The sequence below is a fragment of the Novosphingobium arvoryzae genome, from assembly GCF_014652615.1.
In the GTDB taxonomy this organism is placed as follows: Bacteria; Pseudomonadota; Alphaproteobacteria; order Sphingomonadales; family Sphingomonadaceae; genus Novosphingobium; species Novosphingobium arvoryzae.
On sequence record NZ_BMZD01000007.1, the window covers coordinates 22,184 to 36,344 of the forward strand.

Annotated in this window: 16 protein-coding genes; 6 read left to right on the top strand and 10 right to left on the bottom strand. The window is 65.6% G+C overall.

Translation table 11 applies throughout. The annotated features are described in order from the left end of the window. Positions 1-28 precede the first annotated feature (28 nt). Complete coding sequence (locus IE113_RS13210; RefSeq protein WP_189542281.1) at positions 29-853, bottom strand: LD-carboxypeptidase; 825 nt, start codon at positions 851-853, stop codon at positions 29-31. Between the two features lie 126 nt (positions 854-979). On the opposite strand from IE113_RS13210, the gene IE113_RS13215 reads away from it, so the two are divergent. Next, positions 980-2,389, top strand: a complete 1,410-nt coding sequence (locus tag IE113_RS13215; protein ID WP_189542283.1) for a glutamate ligase domain-containing protein — start codon at positions 980-982, stop codon at positions 2,387-2,389. Between the two features lie 15 nt (positions 2,390-2,404). On the opposite strand, the gene IE113_RS13220 is transcribed toward IE113_RS13215, so the two are convergent. Next, positions 2,405-3,349: a DUF808 domain-containing protein gene (locus IE113_RS13220; RefSeq protein WP_189542285.1), complete on the bottom strand. Its 945-nt coding sequence runs from the start codon at positions 3,347-3,349 to the stop codon at positions 2,405-2,407. A 96-nt stretch (positions 3,350-3,445) separates the two neighbouring features. Beyond that, positions 3,446-3,979 (bottom strand): GNAT family N-acetyltransferase, encoded by a 534-nt coding sequence (locus tag IE113_RS13225; protein ID WP_189542287.1) that lies wholly within the window; start codon positions 3,977-3,979, stop codon positions 3,446-3,448. A 241-nt stretch (positions 3,980-4,220) separates the two neighbouring features. Between IE113_RS13225 and rpsF the strand changes: the two genes are divergently transcribed. From rpsF to IE113_RS13245, 4 genes are all read left to right on the top strand, one after another. Further along, positions 4,221-4,583 (top strand): 30S ribosomal protein S6, encoded by a 363-nt coding sequence (gene rpsF, locus IE113_RS13230; protein WP_189542289.1) that lies wholly within the window; start codon positions 4,221-4,223, stop codon positions 4,581-4,583. A 2-nt stretch (positions 4,584-4,585) separates the two neighbouring features. Continuing rightward, entirely contained in the window at positions 4,586-4,810 is a 225-nt protein-coding gene (rpsR, locus tag IE113_RS13235; protein ID WP_088309634.1) for a 30S ribosomal protein S18, read from the top strand. A gap of 14 nt (positions 4,811-4,824) precedes the next feature. Beyond that, positions 4,825-5,418, top strand: a complete 594-nt coding sequence (gene rplI, locus IE113_RS13240; RefSeq protein WP_189542291.1) for a 50S ribosomal protein L9 — start codon at positions 4,825-4,827, stop codon at positions 5,416-5,418. Positions 5,419-5,563: 145 nt separating this feature from the next. Further along, positions 5,564-6,997 carry an AMP nucleosidase gene (locus tag IE113_RS13245; RefSeq protein ID WP_189542293.1) on the top strand — a complete coding sequence of 478 codons (1,434 nt, stop codon included), beginning with the start codon at positions 5,564-5,566 and terminating at the stop codon, positions 6,995-6,997. 6 nt (positions 6,998-7,003) lie between these two features. Here IE113_RS13245 and IE113_RS13250 read toward each other — a convergent pair whose 3' ends face one another. The 5 genes from IE113_RS13250 to trmD form a co-directional block, all read right to left on the bottom strand. Continuing rightward, positions 7,004-7,696, bottom strand: coding sequence for an alpha/beta fold hydrolase (locus IE113_RS13250; RefSeq protein ID WP_189542439.1), 693 nt, complete (start codon positions 7,694-7,696; stop codon positions 7,004-7,006). Positions 7,697-7,749: 53 nt separating this feature from the next. Then, entirely contained in the window at positions 7,750-8,775 is a 1,026-nt protein-coding gene (locus IE113_RS13255; RefSeq protein ID WP_189542295.1) for an aspartate-semialdehyde dehydrogenase, read from the bottom strand. A gap of 40 nt (positions 8,776-8,815) precedes the next feature. Continuing rightward, positions 8,816-11,065: a S9 family peptidase gene (locus tag IE113_RS13260; protein ID WP_229822441.1), complete on the bottom strand. Its 2,250-nt coding sequence runs from the start codon at positions 11,063-11,065 to the stop codon at positions 8,816-8,818. Between the two features lie 96 nt (positions 11,066-11,161). Next, positions 11,162-11,530 (bottom strand): 50S ribosomal protein L19, encoded by a 369-nt coding sequence (rplS, locus tag IE113_RS13265; RefSeq protein ID WP_189542299.1) that lies wholly within the window; start codon positions 11,528-11,530, stop codon positions 11,162-11,164. Beyond that, a complete protein-coding gene (gene trmD, locus IE113_RS13270; RefSeq protein WP_189542301.1) occupies positions 11,527-12,273 on the bottom strand; it encodes a tRNA (guanosine(37)-N1)-methyltransferase TrmD in 747 nt (248 codons plus the stop codon). Before trmD ends, rplS begins: the two co-directional genes overlap by 4 nt. A gap of 80 nt (positions 12,274-12,353) precedes the next feature. Between trmD and IE113_RS13275 the strand changes: the two genes are divergently transcribed. Further along, positions 12,354-13,235, top strand: a complete 882-nt coding sequence (locus IE113_RS13275) for a hypothetical protein (protein ID WP_189542303.1) — start codon at positions 12,354-12,356, stop codon at positions 13,233-13,235. On the opposite strand, the gene rimM is transcribed toward IE113_RS13275, so the two are convergent. Both rimM and rpsP read right to left on the bottom strand, forming a co-directional pair. After that, on the bottom strand, positions 13,207-13,701 hold the full coding sequence (gene rimM / locus IE113_RS13280) for a ribosome maturation factor RimM (RefSeq protein ID WP_189542305.1): 495 nt from the start codon (positions 13,699-13,701) through the stop codon (positions 13,207-13,209). The two genes, IE113_RS13275 and rimM, sit on opposite strands and share 29 nt — an antisense overlap. A gap of 3 nt (positions 13,702-13,704) precedes the next feature. After that, a complete protein-coding gene (rpsP, locus tag IE113_RS13285; protein ID WP_189542307.1) occupies positions 13,705-14,151 on the bottom strand; it encodes a 30S ribosomal protein S16 in 447 nt (148 codons plus the stop codon). Positions 14,152-14,161 lie beyond the last annotated feature (10 nt).

The window sequence follows — 14,161 nt, forward strand, 5'->3', positions numbered from 1 at the left end:
ACTCCAAAACCCAAGATTGGCCGCGCGGTTATTGCCCCGCGCCGCGCCCCGCAAGCCCGAACGGCACGATCCTGTTGGCAACATCATGCCCGATGTCCGCCGCGCCGAGGAACGGGATGGCATGGCGCGCGCACCAGTGGCGCGCGATGTCCTCTGCCGAAGCGCCAAATGGTCGGTCGTTTTCCGGCACATCGCTGACCCGCCCCAGCCGCAATCCGGCGATCCCGCCAAGGTGTGCGGTCAAGTGAAAGAACAGGCGATCGACCGCGTAGAGGTATTCGCTGACTTCCTCCACCATCACCACATGCCCCGCCAGCCCCGGCATCAACGGCGTGCCGCATAGCATCGCCAGCGTCATGAGGTTGAAGGCCACGGCAGGATGTTCATCCAGCGATGGCTCAAGCCCGCCGCGCTCCCCCGCCAGATAGCCCAGCGTGCGGCGCACCGCGTCTTCCCCGCCCGCGCGGCGAATGTCGCCGGGCATCGGTGCGTGAACCGGATGACCGATCCGGGCGCGGTACAGCCCGCCCAGCAGGGTGCCGGCATCGGAATAGCCCAGGAACAGCTTGTCCTGCGCCGCGCGATCGAACCGCGCCAGCGCCGCCTCTGTCACCCGCACCGCGCCATAGCCGCCACGCGCGAACCACACCGCGTCGAAGGCGGGATCGTTGGCGCATTCCACCAGTGCCTCGATCCGCAGCGCGTCCGGTCCGGCAAAGTGGCCGTGGGCGGCAAAGCATTGCGGGTGGAAATGCAGTTCCAGCCCCGGAAACTCTGCCGCCAGCGCCAGCACGCGGGCGGCGTCCTCCTCGGCAAAGGGAGTAGACGGGGCGCAGATGGCAATGCGGGTCATGGGCCATAGCCTACCCCGCCAGCCGCCCCCGTGAAAGCGCCGAACCTGCTTTTCCACCGCACAAAGGCGGCAAGCGGCGGTGAACATGGTTGAGTTGTGGGGATTTGGTGCCTAGCGACAAGCGGCATGACTGACCTCACCTCTCACCCCTGGTTCTTCTGCGGCATCGGCGGATCGGGCATGCTGCCGCTGGCGCTGATCCTGAAAGGCCAGGGCGCGCAGGTGGCCGGATCGGACCGCAGCCGCGACCAGGGCCGCACGCCCGAAAAATTCGCCTGGCTGGAAAGCCTCGGCTTCACGCTGTTCCCGCAGGACGGCAGCGGGATCACTTCGGCCGATCAGGTGCTGGTCGCCTCGGCCGCCGTGGAGGACACCGTCCCTGAAATGGTCCGCGCCCGCGAACTCGGCTGCGCGCGGATGAGCCGGGCCGAACTGCTCTCGCGCCTGTTCAACGCCGCGCCCGCGCGGATCGCCATCGGCGGAACCAGCGGCAAGAGCACGGTCACCGGCATGGCGGGCTGGATCATGGTTCAGGCCGGGCGCGATCCCACGATCATGAACGGCGCGGTGATGAAGAATTTTGTCGCCGACGATGCGCCGTTTGCCTCCGCGCGGGTCGGAGAAGGCGGCGTGTTCGTGTCCGAAGTCGATGAAAGCGACGGATCGATCGCGCTCTATAACCCCACCGTCGCGGTGCTGGGCAATGTCAGTCTCGACCACAAGAGCCTGGAGGAACTGCGCGAGTTGTTTGGCAATTTCCTGTCCCGCGCAGACGTGGCCGCGATCAATCTGGACGATGCGGAAACCGCCGCCCTGGCAGCGCGGGCGCAGGCGCTCGTGACATTCGCCATTGCCAGCCCCGCTGCGATGATCGGCGTCGCGCCGGGCTCCGTCACCGAAGGGCCAACCAGCCTGACCGCCACCGTGCTGGACCGCCGCGACGGCACCGCGCACGATCTGGTCCTGAAGGTTCCGGGGCGGCACAACCTGTTCAACGCGCTGGCCGCGATTGCCGCTTGCAATGCGGCCGGGGTGCCGGTGGCAACCGCCGTCGCCGCGCTCGGCTCGTTCAGTGGACTGGCGCGCCGGTTCGACATTGTCGGCACCAGCGCGCGGGGCGTGACCGTGATCGACGATTTCGGGCATAATCCGGACAAGGTCGCCGCCACGCTCGCCACGTTGAAAGCCCATCCGGGGCGGGTCATCGCGTTCTTCCAGCCGCATGGCTATGGCCCGCTGCGGCAGATGGGGCATGAGCTTGCCCAGACTTTCGCCCGGCTGCTGGGGCCGGACGACCTGACGATCCTGTGCGATCCGGTCTATTTCGGCGGCACGGTCGACCGCAGCGAAGGCAGCGAACGGATCGTGCGGCTGATCCGCGAAGGTGGCGGACAGGCCGAACACATCCCTGCGCGCGAGGATTGCGCCGCACGGATGGCCGAGCTGGCCCGGCCCGGCGACCGCATCGTGGTGATGGGCGCGCGCGACGACACGCTGACCGTGTTCGCGAAGGACCTGCTGGCCCGCCTGGACTGAGGCCGGCGGGGGCGCCTAGTGCGCCTTGCCCAGCAGCTTCTGGCCGGAATGCAGCCCCAGCGCGACCGCCGCGCCCAGCACCAGCCCGACCACGGCCGAAGCCACGGCATACGTCAGCCAGCCCAGCACGGCCCCGGCCCCGCCACTCACCTGCTCGACCGCGTGCTGGATCGCGTGGGCCACATCGGACGGCCCGTGCACGCCCATTTCGTGCAGGCCGTGCAGGATGATCCCGCCGCCGACCCACAGCATCGCGCCGGTCCCGACCACGGACAGGAAAGTCAGCACCTTGGGCATGGCCAGCAACAGCCCGCGCCCGATCTTCTGCGCCGCCGCGCCCGGCTTTTCCGCCAGATGCAGCCCGATGTCGTCCATCTTCACGATCAGCGCCACCGCGCCATAAACCACAGCCGTGATCACCACGCCGACCAGCGCCAGCACCAGCCCGCGCTCCACGACCGGGGTATTGGCGATTTCGGCCAGCGCGATGGCCATGATTTCCGCCGACAGGATCAGGTCGGTCCGCACCGCGCCCGAAACGCGCTCTTCCTCGAACGCGGCGGGATCGGTGATCGGGTCTTCCAGCGTGGCGCCGTGCTTGTCGCCGCCCAGCTTTTCCATGATCTTTTCCGCGCCTTCATAGCACAGGAACAACCCCCCCAGCATCAGCAGCGGGGTGATGACAAAGGGCAGGAATTCGCTCAGCAGCAGCGCGCCGGGCAGCAGGAACAACAGCTTGTTCTTCAGGCTGCCCTTGGCGATCTTCCAGATGATCGGCAATTCGCGGTCGGGCGTGAATTCGGTGACGTAAGTCGGCGTCACCGCCGCATCATCGATTACCACGCCCGCCGCCTTGGACCCGGCCTTGGCCGCTGCCACGCCGACATCGTCGATCGATGCCGCTGCGGCCTTGGCAATCAGCGAAATATCATCGAGCAGCGCGATCAGGCCGGTAGACATGCGACAGGACTTTCCCTTGAAACCAGCGGCCTGCTTATCGGAGCAAGGCCTCCGGGTTCAAGGGCCAGTCGCGGCCTGTCCCCGCCTGTTAGCGGATCAGCGCAGCACTTTTTCCAGCATGACCAGATGGGGATCGCCATCCACCCCGTGCGGGACAAAGCCCTTCTCGCGCTCCAGCTCGATCGCGGCGTGGTTCTCGCGGTCCTCGATCGAGATCACCCGGCGCAGCCCGCGTTCGCGCGCCGCATCGGCCAGCACATCCAGCAAGGCCCAGCCCACGCCCTTCCCGCGCCAGTTGCCGCAGACCGAAATCGCGATTTCGCCGGTATCGAGCGGATTGTCGCAAGCCAGCATCGCATGGCCCACCACCACGCCCGTCGCGGCGTCGAACGCGATGAAGCTTTCGGTGCGGAAATGGTCCACTTCCACCATCGGGGCCAGGATCTTGTGATCCAGATGCTTGTGCGCCGACAGGAACCGGAAGCGGCGATCCTCGTCGCTCACACGGTCGAAGAACTCCTCCAGCAGGGACTCGTCCTGCGGAGTCACCGGACGGACCGCCAGCGTGGCGCCCGAACGGGTCTTGAGTTCCTTGGTCTGCGGAGCGAGAACAACTTGATCGGCCGACATGGCGTACCTCCTTGGTTACGGAGCCTTGTTAGCAGGTGCAGCATAGCCGTCCTTGACCTTGCGCAAAATGCAACTGCATGGCGAAATTCCTGCTGCAGCGGGCGTTCCTGCTTGCATTCGCGCGAAATCCGGCTAAGGGCCGCTGCTTCGCCGGACTGTCCGGTGAAACGAAGAAAGCCGGAGGGGCCCCGCAATGGTGCGGATCAGCCAGCGATCGGTTAGATAGATAAAGGAAGCTGCCGTGCCGCTTTATGAGCACGTGTTCCTGGCGCGCCAGGATCTCAGCCAGGCGCAAGTCGACGCCCTGGCCGCCGCTGCGACGGAAATCGTCGAATCCAACAACGGCAAGGTCACCAAGACCGAAACCTGGGGCCTCAAGAACCTCGCCTACAAGATCCAGCGCAACCGCAAGGCGCACTTCGTGCTGCTGAACATCGAAGCGCCCGCTGGCGTCGTGGCCGAGCTGGAGCGCCAGACCGCGATCAACGAAGACGTGATCCGTTACATGACCGTCCGCGTTGACGAACATGAAGCCGGCCCATCGGTGCAGATGCGCAAGAACGATCGTGAGCGCACCCGTCGTCGTGAACGCGAGGAGTTTTAATCATGGCCCGCGCATTTTTCCGCCGCCGCAAGAGCTGCCCGTTCTCGGGCAAGAACGCTCCGAAGATCGACTACAAGGACACGCGCCTGCTCCAGAACTACATGTCTGAGCGTGGCAAGATCGTGCCCTCGCGCATCACCGCCGTTTCGGCGAAGAAGCAGCGCGAACTGGGTCAGGCGATCAAGCGTGCCCGTCACCTGGGCCTGCTGCCCTACCTCGTGAAGTAAGGAGGGACTGTCCCATGCAAATCATCCTCCTCGAACGCGTCGAAAAGCTCGGCACCATTGGCGATGTCGTCACCGTGAAGGACGGCTATGCCCGTAACTTCCTGCTGCCGAACAAGAAGGCGCTGCGCGCCAACGAAGCCAACCGCAAGGTGTTCGAAGCCAACCGCGCCAAGATCGAAGCCGACAACGCTTCGCGTCGTGGTGAAGCCGAAGTCCACGCGAAGGACGTCGAAGGCAAGTCGGTCGTGCTGATCCGCGCTTCGTCGAACTCGGGCCAGCTGTATGGTTCGGTTTCGGTGCGCGACATCGTCGACGCGCTGAACGCCGATGGCGCGAACCTGTCGAAGGCCATGATCGTGCTGGAACGCCCGATCAAGACCATTGGCGTGTTCGACGTGCGCGTCCAGCTGCACCCGGAAGTGGCCGTGACCGTCAAGGTCAACGTTGCCCGCTCGCCGGACGAAGCTGAACAGCAGGCCCAGGGCGTCGACGTGATCGCCGCGATGTTTGAAGAAGACGTCGCTGCGGCTGCCGAGATCGATTTCGAAGCCGGCAACGGCGAAGACCTCGAAGTCGAAGCTCCGGCTGCGGACGGCGACGAAGCCTAAGCTTCGCGCCTTCCCAGGCACAAGATACCGGAAAGGGGCGCTTCGGCGCCCCTTTCTTCGTTTGGGGCCTGCGAGAGTTCGCCGCCGCATCACCACATTCATGCGCCGAGTTGAAATATTCTGACAACGGCCTTATAAGCCCGCGATGGAAAAGACAGAAAACATCATCGCGGAATTGGTCCGCGTTTACGAAACCGCCGTTACCACCCTCCGTTCGGACATTGCCGCCTTTGCGGCAGACGGCACCCTTCCCCCCGCCAGCCGCCGCGCCAATCGTGACTGGTGCTATCCGGAAATCCGCCTGCACTATGCGGGTGAGGAAACCCGGCCCGATCTGGCCCGCGCCTTTGGCCGGCTCGCCCATTCCGGCACTTTTGCCACCACCATCACCCGCCCTGCCCTGTTTGCGGATTACCTGACAGAGCAGCTGGCGCTGCTGCAGGACGACTACGCGATCGAGATTGAGGTAGGGCGCTCCGCGCAGGAAATCCCATTCCCCTACGTGATCGACGCCAGCTCAGGGCTGGGCGCGCTGCGTCCGGCCGATCTGGCCCGGTATTTCCCGGCAACCGAACTGGCCGCGATTGGCGACGAACTGGCCGACGGTATCGCGGTCGACGGGATGGAAGACATCCACCCGCTGGCCCTGTTCGACGGCCTGCGCACCGATTTCAGCCTCGCGCGCCTCGCGCACTACACCGGCACGTCGACCGAGCATTTCCAGCGTTTCATCCTGTTCACCAACTATCACCGCTATGTCGATGAATTCGTCGACTGGGCGGCGCAGCAACTGGGCAAGGACGGCTATACGCTGCTGTCCGGCGCGGGCGGCCTGTTGATCGACGAGCCGACCGACAATGCGCGCGAACGGCTGTCCGACACCGCCTGGCGGCGTCACCAGATGCCGGCCTATCACCTTGTCCGGCCGGACCGGACCGGGATCACCCTGGTCAACATCGGCGTCGGCCCGTCCAACGCCAAGACGATCTGCGACCACCTCGCCGTGCTGCGCCCCGAAGCCTGGCTGATGATCGGCCACTGCGGGGGCCTGCGCGACACGCAGCGGATTGGCGACTATGTGCTCGCCCACGCCTACTTGCGCGACGATCACGTGCTTGATCCGGTCCTGCCGCCGGAAATCCCGATCCCGGCGATTGCCGAAGTGCAGATTGCCCTCGCCCGAGCGGCCGAAATGGTCAGCGGCGATATCGGCGCGAACCTGAAGAAGCGGATGCGCACCGGCACCGTCGCCACCACCGACGACCGCAACTGGGAACTGCGCTATACCCAGTCGGCCCATCGCCTGAGCCTGAGCCGCGCCATTGGCATCGACATGGAAAGCGCGACCATCGCCGCCCAGGGCTATCGCTTCCGCGTTCCCTACGGGACGCTGCTGTGCGTCTCGGACAAGCCCCTGCACGGGGAAATCAAGCTGCCGGGACAGGCCAACCGCTTCTATGAGGAAGCGATTGCCGCGCACCTGCAGATCGGCACCACGGCCTGCGACCTGCTCCGCGCCGAGGGCGCCCGGCTGCATTCGCGCAAGCTGCGCGCGTTCAAGGAGCCGCCGTTCCGGTAACGGCGGCTACCCGGCCAGCCAGTCGCGGATCGTGCGGCCCAGCTCCGGCTTGGTCACGCAGCCCATGTGCGTTCCGGGAATGACGGCATGGACCGCGTTCGGCAACGCGGCCGCCAGCTTGTCCGGCGATCCGTTGTCCCGGTCTTCGTCCCCGCAGACCACCAGCGTCGGCATCGTGATCGTCGCCAGCGCCGCCGGATCGGTATCGGTCATCGTGCCGAGCAGCAGCCGCGCGGCGACGCGATCGATCTTCATGCTCTTCATGAACTGCACGGTGTAATAGGCCGGATCGCCCTGGCGCACGCTGTCGAACCGGTCGATCGCGTCGATGAAGAAGGCCTGCCGCCCGGTCCACCCGGCCAGCCCTTCCAGCCCCATCCCGCCCAGCACCAGCCGCTTGGGGGTCAGCCCCCCGATCACCGCCCGCACACTGGTGCGCGAACCCAGCGAGAACCCGCCAAGGTCGTAATCGACCAGGCCCAGCGCCGCCACCAGCGCCGCCAGGTCCTTGGCCTGCACATCGCCCGGATAGGCCGCCGGATCGTGCGGCTTGCCGCTGGCACCGTGGACGCGCAGGTCCGGCATGATTACTTCGAAGCCGGCCTCGGCAATCGTGGCGGCGTGGCCCCACTTAATCCAGTTCATCTCCGCACTGGAAAACAGCCCGTGCAGCAGCACCAGCGGACGCCCTGCACCCATGCGGTGCACCGCCAGCGGCGTGCCATCGAAACCGGGGATCAGTTCCACGCCGCTCAGCCCTTCTTCAGATGCCGCCGCCCCAGCAGCTCGGCGATCTGCACCGCGTTCAGCGCCGCGCCCTTGCGCAGGTTGTCGGACACGCACCACAGCGACAGGCCGTTGTCGACGGTCGGGTCCTCACGCACGCGGCTGACGAAGGTCGCACCATCGCCGACGCACTCGACCGGGGTGACGTATCCACCGTCCTCGCGCTTGTCGACCAGCATCACGCCAGGGGCTTCGCGCAGGATGTCCTGCGCTTCCTGCGCCGAAATCTCGTCCTCGAACTCCAGGTTGATCGATTCCGAATGGCCGACGAACACCGGCACCCGCACGCAGGTTGCCGTCACCTTGATCTTCGGATCGAGGATCTTCTTGGTCTCGACCACCATCTTCCATTCTTCCTTGGTCGAACCGTCGTCCAGGAAGCTGTCGATGTGCGGGATCACGTTGAAGGCGATCTGCTTGGTGAACTTCTTCGGTTCGGCGGAATCGCCCACGAAGATGTTGCGGCTCTGCTCGAACAGCTCGTCCATGCCGTCCTTGCCCGCGCCAGATACCGACTGGTAGGTGCTGACGACCACGCGCTTGATCTTCGCCGCATCGTGCAGCGGCTTCAGCGCCACGACCATCTGCGCGGTCGAGCAGTTGGGATTGGCGATGATCAGCTTTGCCTTGTAGCCGTCGATCGCCTCCGGGTTCACTTCGGGGACGATCAGCGGCACATCGGGGTCCATGCGGTAATAGCTGGAATTGTCGATCACCACGCAGCCCGCCGCCGCCGCGCGGGGGCCGTATTCCTTGGCCACGGTGGAGCCGGCGGAAAACAGGGCGATGTCCCAGCCGGTGAAATCGAAATGCTCGATGTTCTTCACCTTGAGCATCCGTCCGGTTTCACCGAACTCGATTTCCGTGCCGGTCGAGCGCGGGCTGGCGACCGCCGCAACTTCCTCCACCGGAAACTCGCGCTCTGCCAGCACGTTCAGCATCTCGCGCCCGACATTGCCGGTCGCGCCGACCACTACCACCCGGTAACCCATAACTCGTGAACTCCAATCTTGTGCGGCTGCTCCTAGACCCTCACTTGGGCGGCGTCACCCCACTGCGCCGCAGGAACGCGAAGATCGATTCCCACAAGTGCGTGCCCACCTTCGGCCCGCCGACACGGTGGGTGTAGCCGGGATAGAGCATCATCTCGAACGGCACCGCCTCACCCTGCAGCTTCGCGATCAGGGCTGATGAATGCTCGAACACCACGTTGTCATCGGCCATGCCGTGGATCAGCAGCAGGGGATCGCTGATCTTCGCGCTGTCGGCCATCGCATTGGCAGTGGCATACGCCTGCGGCACCTCGCGTGGGTCGCCCATGTAGCGTTCGGTGTAGTGAGTGTCATACAGCTCCCACTTGGTCACCGGCGCGCCAGAAATGCCCGCCGCATAGACGCCCGGATTGGCCTGCAGCATCTTCAGCGTCATGTAGCCGCCATAGGACCAGCCATAGGTCGCGATCTTGGCCGGATCGACGAACGGCAGGGTTTTCAGAAACTGCGCTCCGGCCAGCTGGTCCGCCACCTCGACGCTGCCCATCGCCCGCCAGATCTGCTTGGAAAACGCCACCCCGCGATTGTCGCTGCCGCGGTTGTCGATCTGGAACCAGATATAGCCCTGATCGACGATCGCCTGCGCCAGCGGGCTGATCCAGCCGCGCGTCACCTGCTGGTTCGACGGGCCGCCATAGTGATCGAAGAACACCGGATAGCGCTTGCCCGGCACCATGTCGGGCTTCAGCATCCGCCAGTGCAGCGGCGTGCCGTCTGCCGCCGCAATCGTGCCGAATTCGGGCAGCTTGTGGCTGGCAAGGTGCGGGGCATAAGGATGCGCGGCGTCCAGCCGGTTCTCCTCCACCCACGCAATCCGCTTGCCGCTGGTGTCGGCCAGATAGACCTGCGGCGGCTGGCTGGGCGACTGGCGGGTGATGAGCAGCGATTGCCCGCCCTTGTCCATCGTGGCCGAATGGACATAGCCCGGCTCGCCCAGCGGCTTGAGCCGGGCGGGTGCGGCCAGATCGAGCGCATAGACCTGCTGCGCCAGCACATCGTCCCTGGTGCCGGTGAAATAGACCTTGCCGCGCGCCTCGTCGACGCCGACCAGCGCGGTCACGACCCAGTCGCCCTTGGTCAGCTGGCGCCACTTCCCGCCCTTGAAGTGATAGAGGTGGCCGAACCCGTCGCGCTCCGACCACCAGATCAGGCTGCCGTCCTTGAGGAAGCGATAGTCGTTCGACAGGTTGATCCAGCTGCGCTCTGCCGCGTTTTCGGTGAACAGCACCCGCGCCTTGCCGGTGACGGGATCGACCGCCAGCATATCCAGCCGGGTCTGCGCACGGTTCTGCCGCTGGACATAGAGCGTCTTGCCATCCGGGGCCCAGTTCACGCGGGCAAGGTAGATGTCCTTGTCCGGCCCCAGATCGACCTCGATCCGCCCGCTGCCGTCGGGCTTCATCACATGCAGCGAAACCACCGCGTTGGCCGTGCCCGCCAGCGGATAACGCTGGTCATAGGTCTTGGTGCCTTCCGCGCCGATGGCGGCGCGGGTGATCACGGCCACGCCGCTTTCATCGAACCGCTGGACCGCGATCCGGCTGTCATCGGGCGCCCACCAGTAGCCGGTGTGACGGTCCATTTCCTCTTGCGCGACGAACTCCGCCTCGCCCCAGTGGACCGCTTCAGCGGTCTCCTGCGGCGTTACCGGTGCGGCCTCGGCCCCGACCTTGCCGGTCCACAGTCGCCGGTCGCGCACGAACGAGACATGGCCGCCCAGCGGGCTGAGCGCGGGGTTGAGTTCGCCTTCGCTGGTGTCGGTCAGGCGGGTCACCGAGCCGTCCAGCCTGGCGAGGAACAGGTCCCCGTCCAGCGGCACCAGGATCGACTGGCTGTCCGCCGACCAGGTATAGCTGACGATACCCTTCAGATCGCCGATCCGCAGCCGTTCGCGCTGCATCTTCTCCGCCTCGGACAAGTCCTTGCCCGAACCCAGCTTGCGGCTGTCGACCAGCATCGACCATTGCCCGGTGGTGCGATCATAGCCCCACAGGTCATACTGCTCACGGTCATCCGCCCGCCCGCGCAGCAGGGTCAGGAAGCGGCCATCGGGGGAAAGCTTGACCTCGCGCGGGACCGGCCCGTTCAGGCTGGGGCTGGCATAGACGCGCGCGAACGACAGATCGCCGGATGCGGCGGCGGCAGGCACGGTCACAGGCTCACCTTGCGCCGCAGCGGCAGCAGGGACGGCAAGAACGGTTGCGGCAAGCAGGTATCGAAGCATTCGCATGACAAGGCATTGGTCCTGATAAGCAAAAAGGCGCCCTGGCCGGGCCAGGACGCCTTCTTAAGCTGGTTCCGCGATGCGGCGCCAGAGGGCTTGTAATCAGCCCTCGTTGCGGTTGTCGCGACGCTCGGCGATACGGGCGCGCTTACCGGTACGACCACGCAGGTAGTACAGCTTGGCGCGGCGCACGACGCCACGGCGAACCACGGTGATCGATTCGATGTTCGGCGAGTAGATCGGGAACACGCGTTCCACGCCTTCGCCAAAGCTCATCTTGCGAACGGTGAAGTTCGAGCTGAAGCCCTTGTTCGCACGGGCAATGCAGACGCCTTCGTAGGCCTGCACGCGGGTGCGTTCACCTTCAACCACGCGCACGCCGACGCGCACGGTGTCACCGGGACGAAAATCCGGAATATCCTTGGCGGCCTTGGCGATTTCCTCGGCCTCGATCTGCTGAATCAGGTTCATTGACCCTGGTCCTTCGTTTCCTGCCGCGCGCCAGAGGCAGACTGGACCCGAGCGCCCTTGTGACGCTCCCAAAGATCCGGTCTGCGTAACCGAGTGTGATCCTCTGCCTGTTGTTTCCGCCAGGCAGCGATCTTCGCATGATCCCCCGATCGCAGCACTTCAGGGATCGTGCGCCCTTCCCATTCCTGGGGTCGGGTATAGTGGGGATATTCGAGCAAGCCGTTTTCAAACGACTCCTCGGTCCCACTAGAAGCCGCGCCCATTACGCCGGGAAGCAGGCGAATGCAAGCGTCGAGCAGCATCAGCGCCGCCGGCTCTCCGCCGGACAACACGATATCGCCGACCGAGACTTCCTCGATCGTCCGACCCTCGAAAATCCGCTCGTCAAAGCCCTCGAACCGGCCGCACAGCACGATCACGCCGGGGCCGTCCGCCAGCTCGCGCACGCGGGCCTGGGTCAGCGGACGCCCGCGCGGGGTCATCGCGATCACCGGGCATCCGGGATGCGCCGCCACCGCATGATCGACAGCGGCGGCGAGCACGTCCACCCGCAGCACCATCCCCGCGCCGCCACCAGCCGGCGTGTCATCGACCGTGCGGTGCTTGTCGATCGCGAAATCGCGGATCTGCACGGTATCGAGCGCCCACTTCCCTTCACCCAGCGCCCGCCCTGCCAGCGAAATGCCAAGCGGGCCGGGGAACATTTCCGGGTAGAGGGTGAGCACGGTGGCGGAAAAAGTCATGGCCGCAGCCTTTTCCAGATTGGCGGCGCGGGGGCAATCGGACTCTTGCGCGCGGCGGCGCGACCGGGAACAATGCAGCGATGAAACACCTGCTTGCCCTGCCCTTGCTGCCCTTGCTGCCCTTGCTGTTCGCCGCGTCAGCCGCCCAGGCCGAGGAAATCGGCGAATGCCGGTTTGACCGCGATACGCTGACCTTTGCCGGTACTCCGGTGGAGCAAGCCACCTGCCTGCTGCGCAAGGTAGAACTGATGGGGACCAAGCGCGACCAACCGCTGCCAGCGGTGATCAAGACGCTGCTGGAAAGCCCCACCGCACCGACCGAGGCGATGAAGCAAGCCGCTCTGGCCCAGTTTCCAGAACCGTACCGCACGTATGCGGCAAAATATGCCGATGCGCCGGTCTCGCGGACCGAGGCCGGAGCGCCGCTGCTCTATTACGTCATCCACGATACCAGCACGCCATTCTACGCCAACGATCCGTTCCCGAAGGACATTCACAACGACTGGCGCGTGAACGACTTCATCCCCTACATGGACGGGACCTTCGCGAAGCAGCCGGTGGCGCACATCTTCCTCAACCGGGTCGGGCAGATCTGGGCGGGGCATGAATTCATCGAGCCGTGGCGGGCGACCAAGCTGGAAAGCCGGGTCGTCGGCCCGGCTGCACGCGGGCGATTCGTGCATATCGAGACGGTTCAGCCGCGCCGGTTCCTGCCGGGGGCAACCTCGCGCGGGCAGACCGAGGGGCCGCAGCCGGGCTTTTCGGCCGAGCAATACCGGATGCTTGCCGCGCTTTACGTCTACGTCAGCGCGCGGGCCGGCCGCTGGCTGATCCCGGGATTCCATGCAACGGTCGACGCCGGCATTCCAGATGCCCACGACGATCCGCAGAATTTCGAGCTGGAGCGCTTTGCCGCCGAACTGGAAGCGCTGGTCAGTCCTCAGCCGCGTAAGCAGCCGTAATCACGATCCGCCGCGCATCCCATTCGGGCACGGATTCCGCGCGCATCGGCACCATGAACCGCTTGCCATCCGGGCGGCGGATTTCCAGCACGTCGCCCGCGCCGAAATTGTCGATGGCGATGCATTCGCCCAGTTCCTCACCATCGGTCGAGACGGCGGGCAGGCCCAGCAGGTCGGCGTGATAGTATTCGCCCTCCGCCAGCGGCGGCAGGGCCGAACGCGGGACGGTGAGCGCGGTGCCGCGCAGCTTTTCTGCGGCGGTGCGGTCCGTCACTTCGGCAAAGCGGGCAATCGCCCCGCCCTTGCCATCATCGCGCAGCTTGGTCAGCGTCAGGCTGGAATCGTTGAAGGCGCGGTAGCGCCGCAGCGCATCCACGCCTTCACCGAACAGCTTGAGCCGAACCTCGCCCGTCACGCCGTGCGCGCCTGCGACGGCGGCCAGCGTAACGGGGCGGTCCACGGCCAAGGCTTAGCCTTCAGCCTGTTCTTCAGCCGGGGCAGCTTCTTCAGCAGCCGGGGCTTCTTCCGCAGCCGGAGCGGCAGCGGCTTCGGCGGCTTCACGCGCGGCTTCTTCAGCTTCGGCCAGCTTGGCAGCCTTGTCTTCAGCGCGTTCCTTGGCCTTCTTGCCCGGTTCGCCCTTCAGCGGGTTCACGGTCGCGGCGCGTTCCTTGATCCCGGCCTTGTCGAGCATGCGGGCAACGCGATCGGTCGGCTGCGCGCCGACGCCCAGCCAGTAGCGCACGCGGTCTTCGACCAGACGCACGCGGTTGGCATCGTCCTTGGCCAGCAGCGGGTTGTAGGTGCCGACCTGTTCCAGGTACTTGCCGTCACGCGGAGCACGGCTGTTGGAAACGACCACCTTGTAGTACGGGCGCTTCTTGGAACCGCCGCGCGAAAGACGCATGGAAACAGACATTTGACTTACC